The 25,916-nt window shown below is 56.8% G+C and carries 25 protein-coding genes; 7 read left to right on the forward strand and 18 right to left on the reverse strand.

Going from position 1 to position 25,916, the window contains the following annotated elements:
- Positions 1-39: 39 nt before the first annotated feature.
- Positions 40-1,185 (forward strand): alpha-D-ribose 1-methylphosphonate 5-triphosphate diphosphatase, encoded by a 1,146-nt coding sequence (locus PH7735_RS02120; protein ID WP_058309679.1) that lies wholly within the window; start codon positions 40-42, stop codon positions 1,183-1,185.
- A gap of 51 nt (positions 1,186-1,236) precedes the next feature.
- Here the strand turns inward: PH7735_RS02120 and PH7735_RS02125 are convergent, their stop codons facing one another.
- From PH7735_RS02125 to PH7735_RS02135, 3 genes are read right to left on the reverse strand one after another with little or no spacing between them, the layout of a single operon-like run.
- Positions 1,237-2,610, reverse strand: coding sequence for an FAD/NAD(P)-dependent oxidoreductase (locus PH7735_RS02125; RefSeq protein WP_058309680.1), 1,374 nt, complete (start codon positions 2,608-2,610; stop codon positions 1,237-1,239).
- Complete coding sequence (locus PH7735_RS02130) at positions 2,607-2,918, reverse strand: (2Fe-2S)-binding protein (RefSeq protein WP_058309681.1); 312 nt, start codon at positions 2,916-2,918, stop codon at positions 2,607-2,609. Before PH7735_RS02130 ends, PH7735_RS02125 begins: the two co-directional genes overlap by 4 nt.
- The gene (locus PH7735_RS02135) at positions 2,899-4,008 is read right to left on the reverse strand and encodes an NAD(P)/FAD-dependent oxidoreductase (protein ID WP_058311096.1); all 1,110 of its coding nucleotides are present in this window, start codon (positions 4,006-4,008) and stop codon (positions 2,899-2,901) included. Before PH7735_RS02135 ends, PH7735_RS02130 begins: the two co-directional genes overlap by 20 nt.
- Positions 4,009-4,290: 282 nt before the next feature.
- Between PH7735_RS02135 and ilvD the strand changes: the two genes are divergently transcribed.
- Entirely contained in the window at positions 4,291-6,141 is a 1,851-nt protein-coding gene (gene ilvD, locus PH7735_RS02140) for a dihydroxy-acid dehydratase (protein WP_058309682.1), read from the forward strand.
- A gap of 66 nt (positions 6,142-6,207) precedes the next feature.
- Here the strand turns inward: ilvD and PH7735_RS02145 are convergent, their stop codons facing one another.
- The 10 genes from PH7735_RS02145 to PH7735_RS20660 all read right to left on the reverse strand — a co-directional run bounded on the left by PH7735_RS02145 (position 6,208) and on the right by PH7735_RS20660 (position 15,673).
- Positions 6,208-7,386 carry a thiolase family protein gene (locus tag PH7735_RS02145; RefSeq protein ID WP_058309683.1) on the reverse strand — a complete coding sequence of 393 codons (1,179 nt, stop codon included), beginning with the start codon at positions 7,384-7,386 and terminating at the stop codon, positions 6,208-6,210.
- Positions 7,358-8,863, reverse strand: coding sequence for an AMP-binding protein (locus PH7735_RS02150; protein ID WP_058309684.1), 1,506 nt, complete (start codon positions 8,861-8,863; stop codon positions 7,358-7,360). The genes PH7735_RS02145 and PH7735_RS02150 overlap by 29 nt, the downstream gene beginning before the upstream one ends.
- A 9-nt stretch (positions 8,864-8,872) precedes the next feature.
- Positions 8,873-9,403 carry a biotin transporter BioY gene (locus PH7735_RS02155; RefSeq protein WP_058309685.1) on the reverse strand — a complete coding sequence of 177 codons (531 nt, stop codon included), beginning with the start codon at positions 9,401-9,403 and terminating at the stop codon, positions 8,873-8,875.
- Positions 9,404-9,511: 108 nt separating this feature from the next.
- The gene (locus tag PH7735_RS02160) at positions 9,512-10,108 is read right to left on the reverse strand and encodes an energy-coupling factor transporter transmembrane component T family protein (protein ID WP_082645106.1); all 597 of its coding nucleotides are present in this window, start codon (positions 10,106-10,108) and stop codon (positions 9,512-9,514) included.
- The gene (locus tag PH7735_RS02165; protein WP_058309687.1) at positions 10,108-10,782 is read right to left on the reverse strand and encodes an energy-coupling factor ABC transporter ATP-binding protein; all 675 of its coding nucleotides are present in this window, start codon (positions 10,780-10,782) and stop codon (positions 10,108-10,110) included. Before PH7735_RS02165 ends, PH7735_RS02160 begins: the two co-directional genes overlap by 1 nt.
- A gap of 130 nt (positions 10,783-10,912) precedes the next feature.
- On the reverse strand, positions 10,913-12,340 hold the full coding sequence (locus PH7735_RS02170; protein ID WP_058309688.1) for a TRAP transporter large permease: 1,428 nt from the start codon (positions 12,338-12,340) through the stop codon (positions 10,913-10,915).
- Positions 12,333-12,968: a TRAP transporter small permease subunit gene (locus PH7735_RS02175; protein WP_058309689.1), complete on the reverse strand. Its 636-nt coding sequence runs from the start codon at positions 12,966-12,968 to the stop codon at positions 12,333-12,335. The genes PH7735_RS02170 and PH7735_RS02175 overlap by 8 nt, the downstream gene beginning before the upstream one ends.
- Positions 12,969-13,039: 71 nt before the next feature.
- Entirely contained in the window at positions 13,040-14,053 is a 1,014-nt protein-coding gene (locus tag PH7735_RS02180) for a C4-dicarboxylate TRAP transporter substrate-binding protein (protein ID WP_058309690.1), read from the reverse strand.
- 237 nt (positions 14,054-14,290) lie between these two features.
- Complete coding sequence (locus PH7735_RS02185) at positions 14,291-14,515, reverse strand: hypothetical protein (RefSeq protein WP_058309691.1); 225 nt, start codon at positions 14,513-14,515, stop codon at positions 14,291-14,293.
- A 405-nt stretch (positions 14,516-14,920) separates the two neighbouring features.
- Positions 14,921-15,673, reverse strand: coding sequence for a hypothetical protein (locus tag PH7735_RS20660; RefSeq protein ID WP_082645107.1), 753 nt, complete (start codon positions 15,671-15,673; stop codon positions 14,921-14,923).
- 743 nt (positions 15,674-16,416) lie between these two features.
- On the opposite strand from PH7735_RS20660, the gene rpe reads away from it, so the two are divergent.
- Positions 16,417-17,106, forward strand: a complete 690-nt coding sequence (gene rpe / locus PH7735_RS02200) for a ribulose-phosphate 3-epimerase (RefSeq protein WP_058309693.1) — start codon at positions 16,417-16,419, stop codon at positions 17,104-17,106.
- Between the two features lie 204 nt (positions 17,107-17,310).
- Complete coding sequence (locus tag PH7735_RS02205; RefSeq protein WP_058309694.1) at positions 17,311-17,634, forward strand: hypothetical protein; 324 nt, start codon at positions 17,311-17,313, stop codon at positions 17,632-17,634.
- Between the two features lie 76 nt (positions 17,635-17,710).
- Here the strand turns inward: PH7735_RS02205 and PH7735_RS02210 are convergent, their stop codons facing one another.
- Positions 17,711-18,229 carry an SH3 domain-containing protein gene (locus PH7735_RS02210; protein WP_082645108.1) on the reverse strand — a complete coding sequence of 173 codons (519 nt, stop codon included), beginning with the start codon at positions 18,227-18,229 and terminating at the stop codon, positions 17,711-17,713.
- Between the two features lie 107 nt (positions 18,230-18,336).
- Between PH7735_RS02210 and PH7735_RS02215 the strand changes: the two genes are divergently transcribed.
- The 3 genes from PH7735_RS02215 (at position 18,337) to PH7735_RS02225 (ending at position 22,728) form a co-directional block, all read left to right on the forward strand.
- Positions 18,337-19,323, forward strand: a complete 987-nt coding sequence (locus PH7735_RS02215) for a 2-hydroxyacid dehydrogenase (RefSeq protein WP_058309695.1) — start codon at positions 18,337-18,339, stop codon at positions 19,321-19,323.
- Between the two features lie 169 nt (positions 19,324-19,492).
- Positions 19,493-21,265 (forward strand): gamma-glutamyltransferase, encoded by a 1,773-nt coding sequence (gene ggt / locus PH7735_RS02220; RefSeq protein ID WP_082645109.1) that lies wholly within the window; start codon positions 19,493-19,495, stop codon positions 21,263-21,265.
- A gap of 59 nt (positions 21,266-21,324) precedes the next feature.
- A complete protein-coding gene (locus PH7735_RS02225; RefSeq protein WP_058309696.1) occupies positions 21,325-22,728 on the forward strand; it encodes an FAD-binding oxidoreductase in 1,404 nt (467 codons plus the stop codon).
- Positions 22,729-22,791: 63 nt separating this feature from the next.
- On the opposite strand, the gene PH7735_RS02230 is transcribed toward PH7735_RS02225, so the two are convergent.
- The 4 genes from PH7735_RS02230 to panC all read right to left on the reverse strand — a co-directional run bounded on the left by PH7735_RS02230 (position 22,792) and on the right by panC (position 25,736).
- A complete protein-coding gene (locus tag PH7735_RS02230; RefSeq protein WP_058311099.1) occupies positions 22,792-23,481 on the reverse strand; it encodes a glutathione S-transferase family protein in 690 nt (229 codons plus the stop codon).
- A gap of 64 nt (positions 23,482-23,545) precedes the next feature.
- On the reverse strand, positions 23,546-24,088 hold the full coding sequence (gene sigZ / locus PH7735_RS02235) for an RNA polymerase sigma factor SigZ (protein WP_199534961.1): 543 nt from the start codon (positions 24,086-24,088) through the stop codon (positions 23,546-23,548).
- The gene (gene panB / locus PH7735_RS02240) at positions 24,085-24,894 is read right to left on the reverse strand and encodes a 3-methyl-2-oxobutanoate hydroxymethyltransferase (RefSeq protein WP_058309697.1); all 810 of its coding nucleotides are present in this window, start codon (positions 24,892-24,894) and stop codon (positions 24,085-24,087) included. Before panB ends, sigZ begins: the two co-directional genes overlap by 4 nt.
- The gene (panC, locus tag PH7735_RS02245; protein WP_058309698.1) at positions 24,891-25,736 is read right to left on the reverse strand and encodes a pantoate--beta-alanine ligase; all 846 of its coding nucleotides are present in this window, start codon (positions 25,734-25,736) and stop codon (positions 24,891-24,893) included. The genes panB and panC overlap by 4 nt, the downstream gene beginning before the upstream one ends.
- Positions 25,737-25,916: the final 180 nt, after the last annotated feature.

Consider the following 25,916-nt stretch of genomic DNA (forward strand, 5'->3'; position numbering starts at 1 on the left):
TTTTTTCCTTAGCCATTGCCAGAAGCGCGTAACACTCTGATGACACATGACATGATCCTCGCCAATGCCACTCTTGTTCTGCCAACCGAAACCATACGGGGTAGTATTGCTGTGCGTGGCGACAAAATTACCGCCGTTGCCTCTGGAACAGCTGTCCCTGTTGGTGCCGAAGACTGTGAGGGGGATTATATCGCCCCGGGTCTGATCGAACTGCATACTGACAATCTCGAGCGGCATATACATCCGCGCCCCAAGGTGGACTGGCCGCATCAAGCCGCCATCGTGGCGCATGACGCCGAGTTGGCCAGTGTTGGCATTACGACTGTTTTCGACGCAATTCGGGTGGGGTCGATCATATCGGACCCAAACAAGAAATATGGGAAATACGCCCGCCAGATTGCCAATGAAATCCTGTCCATGCGGGCACATGGCGGGTTGAAGATCAGCCATCACCTGCATCTGCGGGCCGAAGTGTGCTCAGAATCTCTTATTGAAGAACTTGAGGAATTCGGTGTCGAAGATCGCGTTGGTATCGTGAGCCTGATGGATCACACGCCCGGACAGCGCCAGTTCTCGGATCTGTCAAAATACAGGGACTATATTACCGGTAAATATGGCATGGGTCCGGATGCGTTCGACGGGTATGTCGACTTTCTATATGGCCTGCGATCCACCTTGGGCGAAAAACACGAGCAGGCGACCGTGGCAGCGGCCAAGCGTTATGGTGCGGTGCTGGCCAGTCATGATGACACCACTCAGGAACAGGTGCGGGTGTCGTCAGGTTACGGGATACATCTGGCAGAATTTCCGACAACCGTGGAGGCGGCCCGCGCCTGTCACGACCATCAGATTGCCACCATCATGGGCGGCCCAAATCTTGTGCGTGGGGGGTCCCATTCGGGAAACGTTGCGGCGATTGAGCTGGCGGACATGGACCTGTTGGATATCATTTCTTCGGACTATGTGCCGTCCTCGCTTTTGTTGGGCGCTGTTCAGTTGGGACAGCACTGGGGTGATATGGCGAAAGGCATTGCCACCGTCACATCAACGCCGGCCCGTATGACCGAGTTGCATGACAGGGGCTGTCTTGAAGTTGGAATGCAGGCCGATCTTATCCGTTTCCGTCTGACCGAAGGGGTGCCGGCCCTGCGCGCGGTCTGGAGTAAGGGCAACCGTGTCGCGTAACGGGTGCGGCGCGCGTTGCGGGGCAACGACGCCCCGCCCGCCGTCCCGTTTCTAGCTTTCAGGGCGATCAAGGGCAGCCAGCTCACCAAGGCTTACGGGCTTGATCGGGCTACGGACGCGCAATGGCGCAATGGTATCCATGCTTTGGCCGGTGTGTTCTGACAGAAGGTTGGCCAGTGTCAGCCCGCACATGCGCCCCTGACAGGGACCCATGCCCGCGCGGGTTGCCGCCTTGAGGTGGCGCAGATCACTGGCGCCATTGCGCATCGCCAGACGCAGGTCGCCTGCTGTTGTCTCTTCGCATCTGCAGACGACCGCGTCATCCGGTGGTGTTAGAAACTCTTGTGCAGGTGCATAGGCCGCGTCCAGAAACGGGCGGATTGCACGCGCACGAAACCGGTGGTTCAGGGCATGGGCATTCACATGCGGTGCCACTTCGGGGCGCAGTCCATGAAGACGGCAAAGGATTGCATTGGCGGCAATGACACCTTCGGCCCGGGCTGCGTCCGCACCATGAATGCCACCGCTGTCTCCGGCAATCCAAATCCCATCGACGGGTGTTTTGCCTTCGTCATTACGCTCGGGCTGCCAACAGCGCTGTGCCTTGTTCCAGATATGAGGCACACCTGCGGCGCGAGACAGCTGGGTTGCGGGAACGACGCCTTGATGTGAAAGCACAAGGTCGCACAAAAGCGATTGAGGCTTTCCTTTTGACGTGAACTGAAAGTGCAAGCGGTCCTCATCCAGCGTGACGCGAAACGCCCGTGCGCTTGCGTATCTCGCCACGCCCGCTTTGCGTATTTTGCGCAAAAGGCCCAGACCTTTGAAAATCGAATGCCGGTCCAGAAGGGCGCGGGGCAGGTGCACAAGGCTGGTCGCAAGCATGAACGGCGTCTGTGTTTCGACAAGCGCCAGAGGTGGACGGTCTGCATCGATCATCTGGCTTGCGATAAGATACAAAAGCGGTCCGGTTCCCGCGAGCACCGCATTGCGCGGCATGAGATCCGAGGATTTCATCAAGATCTGCGCCGCACCAGCAGGCATCACACCCGGCAGGGTCCATCCCGGAAATGGTGTGGGGCGTTCCTGTGCCCCTGTCGCGATAAGGATATGTGGCGCATCCATGCGCTGACTTTTCTTGTGACGCGAGACGACCACCGACGGGCCGGCCTCGACGCGCCAGACCGTACTTCCAAAGAGGCAGGTGATGTTGGGGTGATCCAATCCGGCCACAAGGTGCGCCCCTTTGGAATAGTCCTCCCCCAAGTGGGGCACACGTCCGTTGTTGATGGCGACGTTGCGATAGATCTGCCCGCCTGCACGGGGCTGTTCATCCAGCAAGACAACTTTGGCCCCACCACGTGCCGCGGTTGCGGCCGCGGCCATGCCTGCGGGACCTGCGCCGATGATGATAAGATCCGTCATCGCGCATCTCCGAGGGTGCGAAATCCGGAGTGACGGCGCACCGTCATGCCGTTTTGCACTTCAACCATGCAGCTTTGTACGTTGGGTTGTCCGTCCAGTTCGACAAGACATTCAAAGCAAACACCCATCATGCAAAAGGGAAGCTTTGGTGCGCCAGATACGCCTGTTGTACGGAACGCTGCCCCATCGTGTACCAGCAGTGCTGCGGCCAATGTGTCGCCCGCACATGCGTTAACCGATACGCCATCCAAGGTAAAAGACACGGTGGCCGTTTGGGATGTTCGGCGCTCAAACCTTGAATCTTGCATCAGAGAACGCCTCCAGATCAGGGGCCAGATCGTTTTTGTCCAGCCAGTCCACCAGTTTGCTTGCATGCATCGGCGCAAGGGTGACGCCGCTGTGACAGGTCACAAGATAAGTTTCGGACCCGTCCGGTGCTTGGGCATAGATCGGATAGCCATCCGAGGTCATCACACGCAACGCGCCCCAGCTTCGAATGATATTCACGTCTGCCAATGCGGGCCAGACATCAACGGCGTGGCGGGCAAGGTCCTGCATCTTTTCCAAAGTTTCGCGGTCATCCAGTCCAGCTTCGGCCTTGGTGCCCCCGATTTGAATACCGCCTTCATCCACTTGCCGGAGTGTTGAGGACAAAAAGGGAAGCTTTGAATGAAGCCGTTCCGTGATCAGCAATTCGCCACGTTGCGGGCGGATTGCCGCGTGAAACCCGAGCTTTGGCCCAAGGTTCTTTGCGCCAAGACCGGCACAAAGAACAAGGCGGCCTGTCTGATGTGTTTGACCGTCCGCATTTGTTAGGATTGTTGCATCACCGGTTTTGGTGATGTCGGTCACGTGCCAGTTGCCAAGCACCGTTCCATTCATGTTCAACACCGCCCGACGCAAAGCCGACAGCAAACGCAGCGGGTTCACGTGTCCGTCGTGCGCAGTAAACGTTGCCCCAACAACCGCCTTGCCAATGCCCGGCAATGCCTGCCTCAGCGCGTTGCCTCTCAGTACGTCGTAGGAAAAGTCAGGCCCCAATGTCTTGGCCTGTGCGGCGAGATCATCAACGTAGTGCTCCAGTTCCTCTTGGTTCGTGAAAAACTCGTACCCGCCACACATGTCGAGTGCGAGATCCATTCCGGACAGGTTCTCTAGCTCTTGCGAAAACGCGGGCCATGCGCGCACCGCATCCCACGTCCACTTGGCATAAGGCGCAAAGCGTGCCCCCTTGCATTGCAGCCAGGTCAATCCAAAGTTGCCAAGGCTTGCGCGATGATCCGTGTCGGCCCCGTCCAGAACGGTCACTTTGTGCCCCGCACGCAGCAAGCCGAATGCGACCGACAAGCCGACCACGCCTCCGCCAATTACCGTTGTGTCCGCCGCCGTTGTTTGCATGCGCGACACACTGACAGAACCGCGTCCGACGTCAATGGGAGACCCTGTGGAATCCGGCCCAAAGCGTCCAAACGAACGTGGCGCACCATGGCGGTGCACGCCGTTGGTTTTCCCGAGAAGAAACCGCGCTTGCCTTACATGATCTGAAATCGAGGTTTTAGTTCGTCTGATGGCCATTTCCAGCAACAAATTTACGCGACTCCTCTTGCAAAACAGTCGCTCAGGTGGCACCCGTCGGGATCAGACCCGCGATAGGACCAACCCAGTTCAAGGAGAGCTGCCATGCCTGATCTTCGTTCCAAAACCTCTACGTTTGGCCGCCGTATGGCCGCTGCCCGCTCGCTTTGGCGCGCAACCGGCATGCAAGACGGTGATTTTGGGAAACCGATTGTCGCTGTGGTGAACTCTTTTACCCAATTCGTCCCTGGTCACGTGCACCTGAAAGACATGGGTGGGCTGGTCGCCGCCGAGATCGAAAAGGCCGGTGGTGTTGCCAAAGAGATGAACACGATTGCCGTAGATGACGGTATCGCGATGGGCCACGATGGCATGCTGTACTCTTTGCCGTCTCGCGAAGTGATCGCAGACAGTGTCGAGTATATGGCGAATGCGCACTGCGCCGACGCACTGGTGTGTATTTCGAACTGTGACAAGATCACGCCCGGCATGCTGATGGCCGCGATGCGTTTGAACATTCCTGCAATCTTTGTGTCTGGCGGACCGATGGAGGCAGGCAAGGTTCTGCTTCAGGACGGAGAGCACAAGGCCGATCTGGTGACCGCCATTGTGGGCGCGACCGATCAGGACCGCTCGCAAGAAGATGTCGACAAACTGGAACGTTCGGCTTGCCCGACCTGCGGGTCCTGCTCGGGCATGTTCACGGCCAACTCGATGAACTGTCTGGCCGAAGCGCTGGGCCTTGCCCTGCCGGGCAATGGATCGCTTCTCGCGACGCACTCGAAACGCAAAGGTCTGTTTGAAGAAGCCGGCCACAAGATCGTCGAGCTGTGCGAACGCTGGTACAAAGAAGGTGACGAAACGGCTCTGCCACGCGGCATTGCGACGTTTGAAGCGTTTGAAAACGCGATGGCGCTGGACATTGCCATGGGCGGATCGACCAACACGGTTCTGCACCTTCTGGCGATCGCGCACGAAGGCAACGTCGACTTTACCATGGCCGACATGGACCGGATGAGCCGCCAGATTCCGCACCTTTGCAAAGTGGCGCCTTCGACCCCGAAATACCACATGGAAGACGTGCACCGTGCAGGCGGGATCGCGCGTATTCTTGGTGAGCTGGACCGTGAAGGAAAGATTCACCGTGACTGTGCCACAGTGCACGAGAAAAACGTCGGTGCATTCATTGATAAATGGGACGTGCGCCGCGACACCGCTGGCAACGAGGCCCGTGATCTGTTCATCGCGGCCCCCGGTGGTGTGCGCACCACGCAGGCGTTCAGCCAGTCGCGGATGTATACCGAACTGGATCTGGATATCGAAGACGGCTGCGTCCGCGATTTCGAAAACGCTTATAGTGAAGAAGGCGGTCTTTGCGTGTTATTCGGCAACCTTGCAGAGCAGGGCTGTATCCTGAAAACCGCTGGCGTCATCAAAGAGATGTATGAATTCGAAGGCACGGCTGTTGTGTTTGAATCGCAAGACGACGCGGTGTCGGGCATTCTGGGCGGCAAGGTCAAGCCGGGTTCGGTTGTCGTGATCCGTTATGAAGGCCCCAAAGGTGGACCGGGCATGCAGGAAATGCTGTATCCAACGGCGTATCTCAAATCGATGAAACTTGACACGACCTGCGCCTTGGTCACGGATGGTCGCTTCTCCGGTGGTACCGCGGGTCTTTCTATCGGACACGCTTCGCCAGAAGCCGCCGAGAAGGGCGTCATTGCGTTGGTTGAAGATGGCGACAAGATCACCATTTCGGTGCCCGAGCGGTCGATCCAGTTGAATGTTTCGGAAGACGTGCTTGATGCGCGCCGCGCGGCACACCCGCAAGCCGACAAAACATCGTGGAAAGCGGTCGGGCGTCCTCGCGCCGTTTCCACAGCGCTCAAAGCCTACGCCGCACACGTTGCCAATGCGTCTTTGGGTGCGGTTCGGATCGTTGAAGAAGACGACTAAGCCTGCTTAAAAATCTCATGAAGCGGGGTCGTCATTACGGCCCCGTTTTGCATTCTGGCCCAAGCCTCAAAGAGAAATCGGGCGGAACGCCGCGCTAAGACCCATGCCGCCGCCGATCCCGATCATGGCCATGGCAAGGGCGTTGTCCGGTGCGGGGTGCCGCACCAATTGTGAAAAAAGCCGCGTCACAAGGATGGCCCCCGATGCGCCAAAGGGATGCCCCAGTGCGATAGCGCCGCCCTGCGGATTGGGCAGGGTCTGTGGCAAACCCAGCTGATCCAGACAGGCAAGCACCTGCGCGGCAAAGGCCTCGTTGAATTCCAGATGAGTCAGGTTGGGCAGCGCCAAATCCGGATGACGCGCCATCAATTTTCGGGTCGAGGCCACGGGGCCCAGACCAAGGATATTTGGATCAACACCCGCGGCGGCTGCGTCCACAAAAGCAAGGGCTTTCGAATGGCCAAGCTTTTTTGCGTGCGCCATGGAGGTGACCACCACCGCGGCGGCGCCATCATTCAAAGGGCATGCGTTTGCAACCGTGACTGTTCCGGTTTTTGAAAAGGCAGGCCGCAATTTGGCAAGACGTTCCGGCGTCAAACCTTCTCGGGGGCATTGGTCTGTCATCTCATCCTGTACCGCCGCGATCTCGTCTTGAAAGACCCCCTCTGATTGTGCGGTTAGGGAGCGCGCGTGCGATTGCAGCGCAAAAGCATCCTGACGGTCACGCGAGACCCCAAACCTGTCGGCAACCGTATCTGCGGCCTCTCCCATTTCCGGGTCCCCGATGTTTTCCGGAGAAAACCGTGCGCGCGTATAATAATGTGGGTCGCCACCTGTGCGCGACGGAAGGGCCCGCAAGGGTTTGCGGCTTTGGCTTTCGACGCCTCCGGCCATGATTGTTTGACCTGCACCCGCCTGCACCAACCGGCATGCCTGTATGACCGCTTCAAGACCTGATCCGCATTGCCGGTCGACCGTAACACCGGACACCGAGACATCCCCCCACGCCGTCAACGCCGATAGCCTTGCGATATTGCCGCCGGGGCCTGCGGCGTTTCCGAGGATAACATCATCCAGCTGGCTTGGCTCAAGCTGCGCGTCCGTCACGGCCGCCTGCATCACCGGAGCAGCCAGATCCTGAACATCCAAATCGCGAAACATGCCACCAGCGCGCCCGATGGCGCTGCGTCGGGCCGCGATGATTACGGGTTGGAGGTCAGGGGCCAAGAGGCGCAAGTTTGTCATCCTTTGTTTCAAGCCACGCTTTCAATGTGGCGCGATCCGGTTTGCCGCTGCTGGTCAGAGGCCATGCCTGGACCTTAAAAAAACGGCGGGGCAGCTTATAGCGTGGCAGACGCAGGCGCAGCTGCGCGCGTACCTCTCCAAGCGGGGCATTCCCGCAAACGATAGCGTTGATTTCCTGCCCGCGCGACGGGTGGGTCAGGCCAATCACGACAGCTCCTTCAAGGCCGGGAATTTCCGAAAGGGCGGTCTCGACTTCTTGCGGATAAACGTTGTGCCCTGACGTGATGACCATACCGCCTTCGCGCCCCAAAAGAGACAGGCTGCCATCATTGTTGAGGCGCCCCACATCCCCCACGGTGGCCCAAGGGCCTTCGCGGCGAAAACCGCTGTTACGACCGCCCCAGAGATAGCCATCAATCGCAAGGTCGCCCCGCACGAAGATTGTACCATCTTCGCCTTGCGAAACTTCCTGACCGTCTTTGCGGATCGACAAGGACACGTGCGGAAAGGGGCGTCCGACACTGTGCGCCGGAGCGGATGAACTGTTCGGGCCATGCGTGTTCAGGCTCACAAAGCCGAGCTCGGACGCACCGTAGTATTCGTGAAGGCGGGCTTTGGGAAAGGTGGCGCGCGCCTTCTTCAGAAGGTTTGGGTCCAGCTTTGCACCTGCTGTTGTGATCTCGCGGATCTGGTCCTGAGGATCAGATTTGCACAGCGCGCCCAAAAGTGTGGGCACCGCAACGATACGCCGCGCGTTCGACATTGCCCTTTGTGCGGCAACGGGTTCGAACTGGGTCAGACCAAAGAAGCTCGCGCCCAGGTCCAGTGTCTCGGCAAACGCATAAAGGGTGATGCCGTGCGCCAATGGGCCGGGGGCAAATGTGTGGCTGTTTTCGGTCAGCGCAAAGGCAATGCGGCTTGCATCCAGAGAGGCGCGCCATGAATGGCGGGCGCGTGCAAAGGCCTTGGGCTGTGACGTGGTGCCAGAGGTAAATCCAACAAGGAAGATATCGGTGCCCGCAGTCCAGGGAAGAGGAACGGGCGGCGCCAGAAATGATGCAAAATCCGGGGTGTCGACACGGATGACAGGAATGCCCAACCGGCTTGCAGACTCGATCAGCGCCGTCTGGGTGGACAGGCAGAAAAGCGCATCTGGCGGCAGCTTCGCCAGTGTCTTTTGATGGAGCGAGTCCGGCCAGTGAGGGTCAAGCAGTTCAACCGCATGCGGGGTGGCAAGACAGGTGGCCAAAAGAAAGGCGGCAGAGGGATGGTTACCAGCGGCATAGGCAAACAGACGCCCCGCATCGGGCAGGGTCAGGTCTGGTCGGGATCTTGCAGGCAGGGCGGCAAGGGCGGCGTTTAGACCCATGACCGTCTCATACAGTGCGCCATAGGTCAGCGACGTGCCGGAAATGCACACCGCCAGCGTATCTGGACGCTGGCGGGCATAGGTTTCTATCGCGTTGCGTAAGGGCAAGCGGTCTCCTTAGAGAGTTGGAAAGGCGCGGCGCAGACCATGGGTCAATACAGCGGCAATTGCAACTTTGACCAGATCTCCGGGAATGAAGATCGAGTTGTTAATGAAGGCGACCCCCAAAGGAATCTGTGATGCAAAAGCATACCAGAGAATGCCGAAGGTGTGCATCACGACGATCCCGCCAAATGCAATGAAGGCACCCAGCAGCCAAACATTTGCGCCGGGTTTGCGACCGATCAGCCAGCCGATGATGAAGGAACACAAAGGCCATGCAAGAACATATCCCGCCCATGGACCAGCCAGTGCCGCGATACCGCCCCGGCCCCCTGCCAGAAGCGGCAGTCCGATTGCAATCAGCGCGAGGAAAAGAACCATGGCCAGACCGCCGCGCTTGGCGCCTGCGATGCTACCGGCCAGCATGACGCCCAAAGACTGGGCTGTGATGTTGATGCCAAATCCGGTTGGAATTGGCGGGACAATGCCCAATGCGGCGGTGAGGGCCGCGAAGAGAGCGATATAGACAATGCTCTTTGTGTCCATGGTGTTTGGTCCTTCTTTTTTCTGTTCCGGAACGGGTCCGGCGTTTGGCTGCCTCGTACGAAGGCGGGCCACGACAAGACAAGTGCAGGTGCAGAAAAATGGGCGATTTTAGGGACGATATCCTCTGGATTCGATGGCATCAGAAATATCGTCCGCCATCTTCAACGTGCGGATGGCGACGGGCATCGCCACGGCAATGACCGATCGTTCAAGTCCGCGCGTCTTCTGTGCCTCTCGCACGTCTTGCGTGACTTGGGCCAGAACGGGGATGAAACGCAGCGCCAGAGAAATGGCCAGACCGACCTTGGCGGGATTGACGCCAATCGGCTTGAGAAAGCCCAGCCCCGTCGTGATCGTGTCGATCATATCGCTCGAACGGGTGGTCAGGGTGACAAGGCTTGCCAAAAGGATCAAAGCAGCCAAGCGCAACACCACGTAGGAGGCCTGCTCCAGCCCCGCAAGCCACCATTGAAGCGCAAAAAACACGGCGAAAATCCACAACAAGGGTCGCAATTGCTGCCAGGCTTGTTTGAACGAGAGTTGTGCAAGAGGGTACAGAAGCAGCACGGCCACCATCGCGGCCAGTGTTACGGCAAGACTGTCGTTCAAAAACAGCAGTGTGGCAGCGACCATCAAGACCAGCATCTTGGGCGCGGGCGACATTTTGTGCAGGAACGATTTTCCCGGAGAGTAGAGATCAAGCATCAGGTCATCCGTTTGACATAGGCGGGCACCGCCACGGAAGGGATGTTGTCTTCGACCACGCGGCCTTCGTCAAAAACGATTACCCTGTCAAAGTCGTGCAACAGATCGAGGTCGTGGCTGATCAAAATGACTGTTTGCTCGAGGGCCATAATCGCTTCGGATACACGCCTCTTGTTGCGCAGGTCCAGCAGCGTGGTCGGCTCGTCCATGATGATATAGGACGGCTCCATCACCAGAACGCCTGAAATCGCCAAAAGCTGTTTCTGGCCACCCGACAAAAGATGTGCGGGATGTTCGCGCAAATCACGCATGTCATAGCGCGTCAGGATTTCATCCGTCTTTTGTGCAATCTTTTCCTTCGAGAAGCCGAGATTTTTCATACCAAATGCGAGGTCTTCCTCGACCACGGGGAAAACGATCTGGTTGTCGGGGTTCTGGAACACAAACCCGACTTTCTGACGAATGTCTTTCCCGTGTGTTCTGGTGTTCAGCCCGTCTATTTCGACCTCCCCCTCGGTGGGGAGGACCAGACCGTTCAGCATGCGCGCAAAAGAGGATTTTCCTGAACCATTGGCACCGATCACCGCAATCCGCCGCTCGGTCAGGGACAGGGAAACATCCCGCAAAACCGTGCGGTCCGCGTAGGAGAGCGAGACATTGTGAATATTGATCATAGCGGCGCCTGTGTCTGTGGTTGGGCGCTATTACCGCAAATGTCGGAGGTGTTGAAGGTGCGGGAGCCTCCGGCGGGGATATTTGAGGCCAAGAGAAGCGAGGGGCCGCGCATTAAGGCGGCCCCGTCCATCAGGCAAGTGATGGCAACCAAAGCACGATCGATGGAAAGGCGACGAGCAAGGCGATTGTCACGGCGTCCGCGACAAAAAACGGAGTGACGCCTTTGAACACATCCTGCACCGTCAGGTCATCGCGGACCCCGGCCACTACAAAACAGTTGAGGCCAATCGGAGGGGTGATCAGACAGAATTCGGCCATTTTCACCACCAGAATGCCGAACCAGATCGCACACATCGGACCGGACATGCCAAACGAGCTTTCGGCGGCGGTGACGGCTTCACCTCCGTTCAGGGCCATAATCGCGGGATACACCACTGGCAAAGTCAGGAGCAGCATGCCGATTGCATCCATAAACATGCCCAGCACCGCATAGGCGAGGAGAATGCAGATCAGGATCAGCCAGGGCGACATCTCGAGAGATGTAATCCAGTCCGAGAAGGCGCCCGGCAAATCGGCAAACCCGAGAAAGCGGACGTAAATCAAGACTCCCCAGATAATGGTGAAGATCATCACGGTCAGTTTGGCGGTTTCCAGAAGAGCCGACTTTAGTTCTGGCCAACGCATGCCGCGGAACAAAGCCATCAGGAAAACGATAAAGGCGCCCACGGCCCCACCTTCAGTCGGAGTGCCCCACGCGTCGCCAAAGGGGTTGTAGACAAAGAAGATGATGATCACGACCACAGCCACGATAGGCAGGGCAGGCGGCAGCGATTCAAACCGTTCACGCCATGTGAACCCGGTAACTGGCGGGCCGACGGATTTGAAGATCACGGCAATGCCCACAATCATGCCACCATAGATGATGGCAGAGAACGCGCCGGGAATGAAACCTGCGAGCAGCAGTTTACCTACGTCCTGTTCTACGATGATGGCATAGATCACAAGGATCGCCGAGGGTGGGATGAGAGACGCCAATGTGCCGCCAGCAGCAACCACACCTGCGGCAAACTGTTTGTTATATCCCGCCTTGAGCATCTCAGGGATGGCGATGCGGGCAAAGACCGCTGCGGTGGCGACAGAGGCGCCCGAAACGGCGGCAAAACCCGCAGTCGCAAAGATCGTCGAGACCGCAAGCCCGCCGGGCACCCAGGCGATCCAGCGTTTGGCGGCCTCGAACAGGGCAGTGGTCAACTTTGCGTAATAGGCCAGATAGCCGATCAGGATGAAGGTCGGGATCAGCGAAAGAGCCTGGCTGGATACTTTGGAGTGGGGCACAGATCCGGCAATCGCGATTGACTTTCCAAGAGCGCCGTCCCAGATCTCGCGCCGTTCGTTCCAGTACAGGAATTTCTCTGGCGCGTAGCCCATTTTGGCCCAAAAGATCCAGATGATGCCGATAAAGCCGGCCAGCGCCGCGGCGAACGCCACGCGCATGCCAAGCACGACCATGACAAGCATGCCTGAGGTGACCCAGAGGCCAATGGTAATGTTATCCATTGTCATGGCCTCCCAATTGGTCGGCTTCGGCCAGCGCCTGTTCTTCGATGGATTGCACCAACGGCACGGCAACCGGGCTTTCAAGCCCCAGAACAAGAGCGCGCCCATATCCCCAGACCTGAATCATAAGACGCAAACACAGAACGGAGAAGGCAACCGGCACGATCAGTTTGGAAGGCCAGATGGGAATGCCGATATCGATCGAGCTGTCACGTGAACAGAGCGGGCGTGCGCAGTCAAAAGAGCGTTCGAAATGTGCCCAGCTTCCCATAACGAGCGCAATCATCAAGAGCAGGATCAGCACGACAGACAGGAGTTCCGCGGCCCAGAGCACACGGCCGCTGAGCTTGCCGATTACCATGTCCATCCGGATGTGAGAGCCGTCCCGCTGGACGTATGCAATCCCCATAAAGGCGATCAGGGGCATTAGGGCTTCGATCCAGTCGACATACCCCGCCAGCGGTGACGCGAAAAACTTTCGCCCCCCCACGGAATAAGCGGCAAGAAACATGAGGCTGAAAACGGCAAGGCCGCTTATCAACGCGAAAACCTGTTCAAGTTTGAGAAGTTGCCTGTCGAGACGGCTGAGTAGACTGCCATCCTCTAACACGGCGGAAGAACCAGCCATGTCCGCCCCCTTTGATTTTGATGCAAAGCGGCCCCGAAGGATATCGGAGCCGCCAGAAGTGTCACTTTATATCAGTTGCTTGCGCGATGATCGGCAAGGGTTTTGACAACAAGCTCATAGAGTTCCTGACCGGGGAGCCCCTGGCCTTCCATATCCGCGATCCAGGCATCGCGAATCGGATCAGCAGCTTTGGCGCGGAATTCAGCGAGAACGGCTTCGTCGATTTCAACTTTGGCGACGTTTTTCTCGGCCAGAACGCTGTCCCACTTTTCAAGCAGGGTGGCATAGTTCGCCAGATAATGGTCAAGCGCTTCGTCAACAGAGCTGTCCAGAGCTTCGCGATGGGCGTCTGACAACATGTCATAGGCATCGATGTTGACCACAACGGGGCAGTTCACGGTGCCGGGATTCAGGTTTGCAGTCCACCAGTCGGCCTGATTGATTGTGCCAAAGGCAAGGTGTGCGTGTTGGGCAAAGGCCACGGTGTCGACAACGCCGCTTTCCATTGCTTGATAGGCTTCGGTCGCTGTGACCGAGGTTGGCACGCCGCCAACTGCCTCAAACGCTTTGCCAAGACCGCCAGTCGCGCGCACCCGCATGCCTTCGAATTCGGCCAGTGTGTCGCGAGGGTCGCCTGTGCCCACAAGGTTGTATTGTGGCATCGGGGACGTCATCAAAAGTTTGGCGTTCCACTGTTCCATTTCTTCGGCCGCTGCGGGGTGGGCATAGACGGCCTTGGATACGGCAACTTCTTCTTCGAGGTTGGAAACGCCAAGGAAAGGCAGTTCCAGAACGGTTACAACACGGTTTTTGTCACGGTGATAGCCTGCGCAGAACTGGGCCATTTCAAACGCGCCGATGGAGATGCCATCAAGGTTCTCGCGGTTTTTGGACAGACCGCCATAGCTGACGTTCATGGTGAATTCGCCATTGGTTTTTGCGGATACCAACTCGGCAAGCTTTTCAACATGCTCTGTAAAGGCACGACGCTTGCCCCATACAGACACGTTCCATTCAGTAGCAGCGGCCTCGCTTGCGAACGCAACAGCAAGGGCAGCAACAGCAGTTTTACCTAAAAAATTCATGATACTTTTTTCCTCCCAAAAGCACGTCTATTTTTTTTGTGCTTCGCGCAGCCTAGCCGAGCAAAATACGCATGGGTAGCCCGTTTTTTCGAAGACATATTTCGGGCTATGCGATCAGGAAGAAGGAAGGGGGCAATTCATATGTTGCCGTAAAATGAAGAGGCCCCGCTCAAAAGGGCGGGGCTTTTCGGGCATCCTCACGTTGTAAGGATGCGTTCGCGCGTTTTTATTCTCGGATCAGATATAGAGGCTGTCTTTGAATACGTGCATAGCAATGTCTTCACGACGCAGACCACGTTCCGCCAGTTCGGCGTCGGTCATTGCCTGATAAGCTTCAGCTTCTTTGACACGTCCGTTTGCTTCGGCGAGCGTGACAAGCATTTTTCCAAATGCGACGAATGGAGCTGCCAGAATGCGAAGTGCTGAGTCGCGTGCTGGAAAGTGAATAGATGTAGCTGCCATGTTTGACCTCATTCAAAAGAAGATTGGCCTCCCTTTGAACCTAAAATGGGTCAGTTATGTTGACTTTACCAGATACAGTTGGACATATCCGCGTTGCGCCTAGCGCAAGGCATTGGAATTGTGAAGCTTTCCGGTTTTTACACTGCTCAAATTTGTGGCGGTTTGCGAACAGTTGGATCTCTTTGAATTCAGGTTGTTAAGAAGTCCAGATTCCGACCCAAAATGCGTGACTTCCTGAATGTCACCTTGGTCGCGATCACGGCTGCACAACGGAATCATGTCGGAAAAGGGGGGCGGGGTTCACAAAACGGCCTGAGTCGTTTGTTTCCCATCGCGATAAAGGCGGGCACGCGGGGAAAAGAAAAAGCTGCGCCTTAAAGAAAAGGCACAGCTTTTAGATCGTCGTTAGCGTTTTGCTTTTGCTGCGGGCTTCTTTGCAGTCTTTGTTGGCGCAGAGGCTTTGGGGGCTGCAGCTTTGGCAACAGGGGCCGGTTTGGCAGCTGCTGGCATCGCAGGTGGTTTTGACGGAGCGGTGCGGCCACGTTTTGCTGCAGGCTTTGTTTCAACTTCTGCGACTTTCGCGACTGGTGCAGGTTTGGCAGCGGGTTTCGCAGGTGCCTCTGCTTTTGGAGCCGCCACTGTTTTTGCAACCGGTGCCGCAACACTTTTGGGCGCAGGTTTGGCCTTGGGCTCTGCTTTTGGGGCAGCTTTTGCCACTGGCGCTGCTTTAGGGGTTGGTGCAGTTTCTTTGGCCGCAGGGGCAACTGCTTTGGGAGCGGCTGGCTTGGCGGGTGCCTTTTTCACAGGGGCGGCTTTTTTGGCCGCAGGAGCCGCAGGCGCAGCCTTTTTCGCCGGCGCAGGTTTAGGTGCTGCGGGCTTTGCGGCTGGCGTTGCAACCTTGGCGGCGACCGGTGTTTCGGCTTTGACAAGTTTTGGTTTCGCAGGCGCCGCTTTCTTGGCGGGGGCTTTCGGCGTGGCAGCGCGCGATGTCGCCTGACGCGGTTTGTCGGTTACGCCGTATGTCGCCACGAAAGGGTTGCTGTCATACAGGGCACGACCCATGGCATAGCTAAATCTCAGTTGCTGTTCAAAAGCGGTGGCGAGCACCTGCATGTTCTGCATTGAGGCAACATACGGGGTCATAATAATAGTTGTCATTTCAGTTCTCCTGGATACCTGGGCCACCTTCAACCTGGCAGTCCACGTGGGCCATCCAGCACCTGGGAGACCCTGTGCCAGACGATTGTCTATGATGCCGTTGCAAGTCCTTTGACCTCAGCGGCTTGCTCTGACCAAACGCGCGAGCGCTGCGACGACCAAAACGCCAACCAGCAGCTGAATCCACGCAGACCCGGTGCCGTTTTGCAGCATCGGAGTGCTTGCCTTCGCAAGCGAAGCGCTCGTCAGTAAGGCGCCTATAGCCGTAAGCAACTTCATGCGGTTGTTTCCTTCCTGCCGAATTCGATTTTGATCGATGTCTGTCGCGGTGTTTGCAAAAGCACGGCAGAAACCGCGCAGCATTTTCGGGCGCATGTGGCGAAGCGGGACAGACATGTAATTGCAAAGCCGGACAAAGTCGCAACCGATACGTCTTGGCATGGCCAAATTGACGTGGGTAAAAGTGCTTTTGCTGTCAGAGCAGACATGTTCTTTCCCTCTAATCAAGATGATTATGTTGCAGTGCAGCATGAAATTGCAATGACATGACCCCGGGTTTTCGGCGAAAATGCGCTTAAATTTGTCTTTTTGTCACGAAAATCGGCGTAAATGAAAAAATATGAAGCTACCAATGCTGCATTGCAGCGTTGAGATGCGAGCGGGTGATTGCACTTTGCGCCTGATCGCTCCATTTTCGCAGCAATTCGCGAATCGCCTGCCACCACCAGAACAGAGAGACCCACATGTCATTTGATCGTTCTATCAAGATCGCCCCGTCGATCCTGTCCGCTGACTTTGCCAATTTTGGTCAAGAAATTCAGGCCATCGAGGCGCAGGGTGCCGATTGGGTGCATGTGGATGTGATGGATGGCCATTTCGTGCCGAACCTGACCTTTGGTCCTCCTGCCGTCAAAGCGTTCCGTCCGCATGTGAAAACCTTCATGGACGTGCACCTCATGATTGCTCCTGTCGATCCCTATATCGAGGCCTATGCCGAGGCAGGCGCAGACATGATCGTCGCCCACTTCGAGGCAGGCCCGCACCCGCACCGTACCTTGCAAGCCATTATAGCCACCGGTGCCAAGGCTGGTATCAGCCTCAACCCTGGCACTCCGGCCAGCGCGGTCGAATATCTGCTGGACCTTTGTGATATGGTTTTGGTGATGAGCGTGAACCCCGGTTTTGGCGGGCAAAAGTTCATTCCGTCGAGTGTTGATAAGGTCCGTCAGGTTCGCGAGATGATCGGAGACCGCGAGATCCACATTCAGGTTGACGGTGGCGTTGATCCAAATACGGTCGGACCATTGGTCGCTGCCGGAGCTGACTGCTTTGTCGCGGGATCAGCCGTGTTCAAGGGCGGCTCTGTCGCCAATCCCGAGGTCTATGGCGAAAACATTCGTGCGATCCGGGCAGCGGCCGAAAAAGCAGTTTGATCGCAATTTAGGGGGGAAGTCTGCTCGGTCACTTGAGCGCCTTCCGCCTTTTCCGAAGTCTCCAAAGATAAAAGCAATGTGCGTTTCGCGCAGGCTAAAGTCACGGCCGTTTGGTCTTTCCCTTGGTTTACAAGCCGCGCACGCCTAAGGTTCGTCTATTCGCGATATCCTTTTTAGACAATTTTGAAAGCTTTGGAGATTTAGATGAAAAAGTTACTTTTGATGACGACACTTGGACTGGGCGTGATTGCAGGACCAGTATTGGCCGGCAGTGGTTCCACAGAATGGTTATCTATTGTGGGTAAAAAACTTGAGAATGGTGATCTCACGGTGGTTTTGAAAAGCAATGGCAAGGTCAAAGGCTCGGGTATCGAAGGTGTTTGGGAAGAGCGGGATGGCAAGTATTGCCGGACGTTGACCAAGCCTAAGAAATTTGCCGGAACCGAGTGTCAAACGGTCACTCTCAAAGGGAACGAGGTGACTTTTGTGAATCCCAACGGACGCAAGTCCACATGGACCGTCAAGTAAAGCAAGGCACGTGGGCGTTCTTGTGTTCGCATCCGGGCGCCCTTGAGCAAACAAAGCGCATTGCGACCGTTAGGCGTTATTCGCGCAGTTCATCCGCAGACACACCCCAAAGCACTTCTTTGGGGGCCCAGCCTTTATAGCCGCCCGAGCTGATCTTGCACCAATCTGCGTTGCATTCGCCCAATCGGGCAACAACGCCCAGTTCAAGATGCGCTACGGAAGGGGTGTTGCTTTCGGGACGAACGGTTAGGGGCAGCATGTCTTGCTCAACCACAACAGTGCGCACACCTGACAGCAAAGAGTAGTGGACCCATCCACCGGCACCTTCCATGTCGCGGACACGCCGCCAATGGCCATGTTCGGCTGTGATCTCAAGCGGCATGGATCGCCTTGTATAGACCCAGTCAATGCGATGGGTCAGCGACGGACCGCGACGCACGTTTGCTTTGCTGGCCTTAAGCGAGACATAGCGCGGCAAAGGAAGATTTGTGACGGGGCCACGGGTTTGGTCCGCGAATGCCGTGCCTGCCAAAACAAACAAAAGCATCGCAGCACAAAAGGCGCCTACGAATTGGTTTTTCAGATTTTTTGTCATCTGCACTGATTTTCTGCTCGGTAACGACACGCGGGTTCTTGTGCCCCGTCTATGTGTAAGGCACTGTGACATCAACGCGATGAAATGCAATGGATTGGGAGGCCTGAATGCCAAAGGAACGCCTGAGTGTTGTTGTAACGCGACGCTTGCCAGAAGCTGTCGAAACACGACTCTGCGAACTGTTCAATGTGCGCTTGCGGGAAGAAGATACCCCCATGAGTCGGCAAGAGCTTGTTGAAGCGATGAAAACCGCTGATGTGCTGGTGCCCACGCTGAGCGATGCCATTGATGCACCCATGATCGCCCAGGCCGGAGAGCGGCTTAAGCTGATTGCCAACTATGGGGCAGGGGTCGACCATATCGACGTTGAAAGTGCCCGCCAACGTGGTGTGCTGGTTTCCAATACGCCGGGTGTTGTCGCGGACGATACCGCCGACATGACGATGGCGATGATGATCGGCGCAATCCGGCGTGTGCCCGAAGGGTTGCGCATGATGGACAAAGGCGAATGGACCGGATGGGCGCCCAACGCCTTGCTTGGTGGTCGTCTTGGGGGGCGTCGTCTCGGGATTTTGGGTATGGGTCGCATCGGACAGGCCGTTGCTCGCCGTGCCAGTGCATTTGGCATGCAGATTCACTATCACAACCGTCGGCGCCTTCGTTCCGAAGTCGAACAAAGCCTTGAGGCAACCTATTGGGAAAGCCTTGACCAGATGGTCGCGCGGATGGACGTCATTACGATTCACAGTCCGCACACGCCATCGACGTTTCACCTTATGAATGCGCGGCGCCTGAAATTGATGAAGCCGGATGCATATCTGATCAACACGTCGCGCGGCGAAGTGGTGGATGAAAACGCATTGGTGCGCATGTTGAAGGCGGGCGATATCGCCGGCGCGGGGCTTGATGTTTACGAGCATGGCATCGAAATCAATCCAGACCTTTTGAAGCTGGATAATGTTGTGATGCTGCCGCACATGGGCTCGGCGACGGTCGAGGGCCGCCTCGAGATGGGAGAAAAGGTCATCATCAACATCAAGACGTTTGATGATGGGCACCGTCCCCCGGATCTTGTTGTGCCAGCGATGCTTTGACCAAGGCGTCTGCGGCACCACTGCTGCGGACGATTTTTGATATGTGCGCGAGGGTGCAGACCGCGCCTCGCACAGGGCCATGGCTGCGATACACGTCTGCTTTCCACTTTGCGCTATCTTGATCGCGAAAACAGACTAGCATGCAGCCCTGCGCTTTCAGGGGGGTAATATGCCAGCATTTTTCCGTTCAATGACCACCGCGTTTTGCGTTTTGGGATCATCACTTTTTGCACAAGACGCCGCCGATGCCGTTGCGCCAGAGGCCGCAACCGCGCTGGGCAGGGCCATGGTTGCAGGGCTGGAACAGCAATACCAGTCCAAGCAGATGGGCCATCCTGTCGAGGGCCAGAACTGGATGGTTGTTGCCGCGCATCCGCTTGCCGTCGAGGCCGGTGGTCGTGTGTTGGCGGAAGGCGGAACAGCCGCTGACGCCATGGTCGCCGTTCAAGCCGTGCTTGGTCTGGTAGAACCACAAAGTTCCGGGCTGGGTGGGGGTGCTTTTCTTGTCTGGTACGATGGCGAAAGCGGAGAGATAACCACGCTTGACGGTCGCGAGACCGCGCCATTGTCCGCGACCCCACGCATGTTGTTGCGCAACGATGGCGAGCCATTCAAATTTTTCGAAGCCGTTGTAGGCGGGTTGTCCGTTGGTGTACCGGGCACGCCGATGCTGATGGAGGAAGCCCACAAACGATGGGGGAAATCCCATTGGCGCGGCTTGTTCGATGAAGCGATCGATTTGGCCGACGAGGGCTTTGCCGTGTCTCCCCGCATGGCGGGATCGGTTGAACGCGATGCTGCCCGTTTGGCGATGCACCCCACGACCGCTGCCTATTTCCTTCCTGACGGGATGCCTGTGCAGGCGGGACAAACTCTGGTCAATCAGGCCTACGGCGAATCCCTGAAGTTGTTGGCCAATCAGGGCGCGGCGCCGTTCTATTCAGGCGAGATCGCAGATGACATTGTTGCGGCGGTTCAGAACGCACCGCGCGCAGGACATTTGCAGCAGATTGATCTGGCCTTGTACCAAGTCAAAGAACGGCCCGCCGTCTGTGCCGATTATCGTGGATATGACGTGTGTGGTATGGGGCCACCCTCTTCTGGTGCTTTGGCCGTGGGGCAAATCCTCGGGCTGTTGTCACCTTTTGATATGACGGGTCTTGGCGCGGAGAATCCTCATACGTGGCGGTTGATTGGCGATGCCACAAGGCTGGCGTTTGCGGATCGCGGACGGTACGTCGCGGACAGCGATTTTGTTCCGGTTCCTGTTGAGGGCATGCTCGCGCGCAGCTATCTCAATGACCGGTCCGAACTGTTGAGACGCGAGAACAAGCTGCCCGAGGTCGAGGCCGGAACGCCTGAGTTTGATCACAGCCTTAATCTCGCGGATGACGAAGACAGGGCCGCACCGTCAACGTCACATATTTCGATTGCCGATCAATACGGGAATGTCCTGTCGATGACGACCACGATCGAAAACGCCTTTGGCAGCCGTGTCATGACGCGCGGGTTTCTTTTGAACAACGAGCTTACGGATTTCTCGTTCCGCTCGCATCGTGGTGGCATCCCGATTGCCAACCGTGTCGAGCCGGGAAAGCGTCCACGGTCCTCTATGGCGCCGACCATTGTATTGGAGAACGGCAAGCCCATTCTGGCGATAGGATCGCCCGGAGGAAGCCGGATCATTTCCTATGTGGCCAATACGATCATTGCCCATCTGGATTGGGGGATGGATGTTCAGAGCGCCGTTGCCATGCCGCATCGTATCAATCGGTTTGGTCTATATGACATCGAAGAGGAAAGCCTTGCTGAAGGTCTCGTCGAAATGGGATTTGAAACCAAGGTGCGCGGCCTGAACTCGGGGCTTCATGTGATTTCAATCGGTGACACGCTTTTGGGGGGCGCAGATCCCCGCAGAGAAGGTCTGGCTTTCGGAGGGTAACTTTCATATAAGTTACGAAAGAGACCATTAGCTTGTTAATGGGATGGGGGAGAGACGAGATGGTTCAGGCGATCGACTTGCCACGTAATGAAACGGGTATTGCATCGGTTTTGGGTGTGCTCAAACAGCGTTTCGGAGAAAAGTTCCAAACCGGTGAGGCAATCCGCGAGCAGCACGGCCACACGACAACGTGGATCAGAACACAGGCGCCGGACGCCGTGGTTTATCCTCAAAACTCGGATGAAGTTGCCGAAGTTGTCAAAATCTGCGCCGAGCACAAAGTGCCCGTGATCGGATTTGGTACAGGAACCTCTCTGGAAGGTCATGTGAATGCGCCGGCAGGGGGCATTTGTGTCGACCTGACCGACATGAACGAGATTGTCGCGGTACACGCAGAGGATCTTGATTGTGTGGTGCAACCGGGCGTCACGCGCGAGCAGTTGAACACCTATTTGCGTGATCAGGGTCTGTTTTTTCCAATTGATCCCGGTGCGAATGCGTCACTTGGCGGGATGACCGCCACGCGTGCCAGCGGCACCAACGCTGTGCGCTATGGCACGATGAAAGACAACGTTCTGGCGCTTGAGGTGGTGACACCCAAGGGTGATGTGATCCGCACGGCCAGCCGGGCAAAGAAATCCAGTGCAGGATATGACCTGACCCGATTGATGGTGGGATCAGAAGGCACATTGGGCTTGATCACGGAAATTACGCTCAAACTGCAAGGTGTCCCCGAGGCCATGTCGTCTGCGCGGGTGTCCTTCGACACTGTAGATGCGGCTTGTCAGGCGGTGATGATGACGATCCAGTACGGGATTCCCGTGGCGCGGATCGAATTGCTGGATGCGCTTACGGTAAAGGCGGTGAATGCCTATTCAAAGCTAACGTTGCCCGAAGCGCCATTGCTGTTGCTTGAATTTCACGGGTCCGAAGCAGGGGTTGCGGAACAGGCGGAACTGTTCGGCGGGATTGCAGAGGAATTTGGCGGGACCGGGTTTGAATGGACCTCAAGCGCGGAAGAACGCAATAAACTGTGGCAGGCCCGTCATGACGCCTATTGGGCTAGCGTGGCCCTGCGCCCCGGTGCCAAAGGCATTTCCACGGATGTTTGTGTGCCCATTTCGCGATTGTCCGAATGTGTGAATGCAGCGCAGGAACGCCTTGATGAACTGGGCTTTATCGCGCCAATCGTGGGCCATGTCGGGGATGGTAATTTTCACACCTTGCCGCTGATCGACATGGACAACCCTGACGAGGTCGCCAAGGCGGATGAATTCGTCGGGTGGCTCAACGATCTGGCGATCTCGATGGGCGGGACCTGCACGGGGGAACATGGCATCGGACAGGGCAAGCGTCCCTATCTGGTTAAGGAACTGGGCGGAGCAGTCGATATGATGGCCGCGATCAAGGCCGCGATTGATCCCGACAACATCATGAACCCGGGCAAAATTCTCTCGCTTTGACGAGACCTGACATCGCGGATCACGGATTGAACAAGGGGGTGCCGCATGGGCACCCCGTCTGGCTCAGCAACAGCCGCAGCCCTGTTTTTCGGCTGGCACGTCGCAACCACATCCCAGATAGGTCTTCTCCGAGAGGTAGAACCCGGCAAAAGCATCGCCGAAATCTGCGGCGACGGAGGTCTCTGCCAACTCGGTTTCCATCATCGCGTTTTGCCACGCTTTCAGCTTGGGGCGCAGGCCAATCAGGTCATAGCCCGAGTGTTGCTCGATGATATGGGCGCGGTGCAACAACACCAGCCACGCAATATCAACAAGCCCGACCGTATCGCCATTGAAAAACCGTGTGTTGCCCAGCGCCTTCTCGATCTTGTCAAAAGCCATGCCCAGTTTGGCGCTGCGTTGCTCCAAATCGCTCAGCGTCCGGCTGCTCATCGCCCCGCATTGGACGAGGTAGTTCTTGGATGCCAGATAAGACCACGCCCGGTTCAAAGCCTTTTGCTCGGGTGAGACACCTTCTTCGAGCGGCGGATAAGCCTCTTCAAGGTATTCAATAATCGCCTCTGACTCGAACAGAGCCGTACCGTTTTCCGTCACCAGAAGCGGCACCTGCGCGTTGGGGGAGATGTCGAGGAACCAGTCCGGCTTGTCCGAAAGCGAGATGTATTCGACCTGATATGGCAGGCCTTTGGCCTCCAACAAGGCGGTTACGCGCTGCACGAAAGGGCAGATCTTGAAGCTGATGACTTTAAGCATTTTTTGCATCCTTTGATGTGTCTTCACCAAGGAAGAAGGACGGCATCACAAAAAGACAAAAAATTTAGCAGGGTCCGCAGGATTTTTTCCGGCGGGAATAATCAATCACCGCTCCATTGTGATCCAGCGTCAACGCGCAACAACGGTCAAACTGTCCGCGAAGCGCATTGCGCGCGGTCTTCACGCGGGACTTCAGAGTGGAGTAGCTGATGCCCTCTGCCTCGGCATAGTCGCGTTGTGACACGCCCTCCAAGTCAACAGCTGTCAACAGCGCCGCCTGTGCGTCGGGCAAGCCCGTTATAAAGGGCCGCAGGCAGGGTTCGAACTCATCCTGCGGGTCCAGATCTTCATCCGCATACCAAAGATCATCGGCGTCCGGCAGCGCGCGCCCTTGCTTGCGGTAATGGTCGATCGTGGCATTGCGCGCGACGGCAAACAGCCAACCTCGAATGCTTTTGGCTGATTGCAACTCGTTCAGGTTCATGTGTGTCTTCAGCAGGATGTCTTGCAGCAGATCATCTACATCCGCTGCATTGGCCACCCGATTGTGCAAGAACCCTTTCAAAGCGGTGCGATACTCTGCCCAGATCTGGTCAGTTGAGATCACCTGTAAACCTGATCTTCGCCGGGGAAGCTGCGGTCTTTGACCTCTTCTGCGTATTGTTCAACGGCACGTTCGATTGCCGGTCCCAGATCGCCGTAAACCTTGACGAACTTTGGTGTCCATTCGTTCAAGCCCAGCATGTCTTCGAGCACGAGAATTTGCCCGTCACACTCGGCGGAGGCGCCGATTCCGATGGTTGGGATGTCAATCTGCTTCGAGATTTTTGCGGCGAGTGGCTCAACCATACCTTCCAGCACAACCGAAAACGCGCCAGCTTCGGACACGGCTTTGGCGTCGGCCTCATGTGCGGCCCAGCTGTCTTCTTCGCGGCCTTGGGTTTTGAAACCACCCATCACGTGGCTGGATTGCGGCGTGAGACCAATGTGGGCCATGACAGGGATGCCGCGTTCTACAAGGAAAGTGATGGTTTCCGCCATGCGGGCCCCACCCTCGAGTTTGACAGCGCCGCAACCGGTTTCTTTCATGATCTTGGCCGCGTTCCGGAACGCAATCGACGGCGATTCTTCGTAGGTGCCAAAGGGCATGTCGACAACGATCAGCGCCTTTTCCGTGCCTTTGACAACTGCCTTGCCGTGCATGATCATCAGATCAAGAGGAACGCCGACGGTGCTTTCCATGCCGTGCATGACCATCCCGAGGCTGTCACCCACAAGAATAAAGTCTGCGTATTTGTCGACGATGGCGGCCGTGTGCGCATGGTACGAGGTCAACGACACGATGGGCTCGCCCCCTTTGCGCGACGCAATTTGTGGCACAGTGTTACGGCGGATTTTGACTTGTTTGCTCATGGTGTGACGACCCTTTGATCAATCAGAAGAATGCCGCCGAACTCGACCGAGATCATAATGGCAGCAGGAGAGGTGAGGTCGCCGGACAGATCTGAAAGATCTTCGGCGCCTACGATGTCGAGCCCACACAAAGTGGCGCGGGGTTCGGCGGAAACTGTGGTTGAAATCAGATCGCGCAGGGCTTCGATTGTTGTGCCCTTTGCGGCGGCCTGTTCGGCGGCAGTCAAAGACTGAGACAGCACCAGCGCGGCGGCACGGTCCTCAGGCGTCAGGCGGACGTTGCGCGATGACATGGCCAGACCATCCGGCTCTCGTACGGTGGGGACGCCGCGAATGTCGATGGGAAAGGCCAGATCGCGTGTCATACGTTTTATGACCTGCAGCTGTTGATAGTCTTTTTCACCAAAGCAGGCGATGTCCGGCTGAACAAAGTTGAATAAGCGCGCCACGACGGTGGTGACACCCCGGAAATGCCCCGGCCGCACCAGCCCGTGCAGCATGTTGGCCATGCGGGTGGTTTCAACGATGGTTTCGTCTCCGCCGGGGTAAACTTCCTCGACCGAAGGGATCAAAACGACGTCCACTCCGGCCTGTTTCAACATCTCCAGATCGCGGGCTTCGTCCCGTGGATAGCTTTCCAGATCTGCGGCTTCGCCAAACTGTGTGGGGTTCACAAAAATGGTCACCACAACACGATCGGCGGCCTTTTTGGCGGCTGCCACAAGAGACATGTGCCCCTCGTGTAAAAAACCCATTGTTGGCACCAATCCCACCGATTCTCCGGCAGTGCGAAATCGGCGGACCAGAGTGCGACAGTCAGCAATTGTGCGACAGACTTCCATACGAGGCGCATTCCTATTATTTTCTGCCGCTTTTCTTAGCAGTTTGTGCTGCGTTGCGGCAAGGATTTTGGCGAAGAGAGGTATTCTTACGGGGCGGCATTTACCTCTTTGAAAGTCGGGATCACAAACTTTCCTTAATCCCTGCGTATTGGTGTCTTGAATGCTGTTTAGGCCGGTGAG

The organism is Shimia thalassica (genome assembly GCF_001458215.1).
Classification (GTDB): domain Bacteria; phylum Pseudomonadota; class Alphaproteobacteria; order Rhodobacterales; family Rhodobacteraceae; genus Shimia; species Shimia thalassica.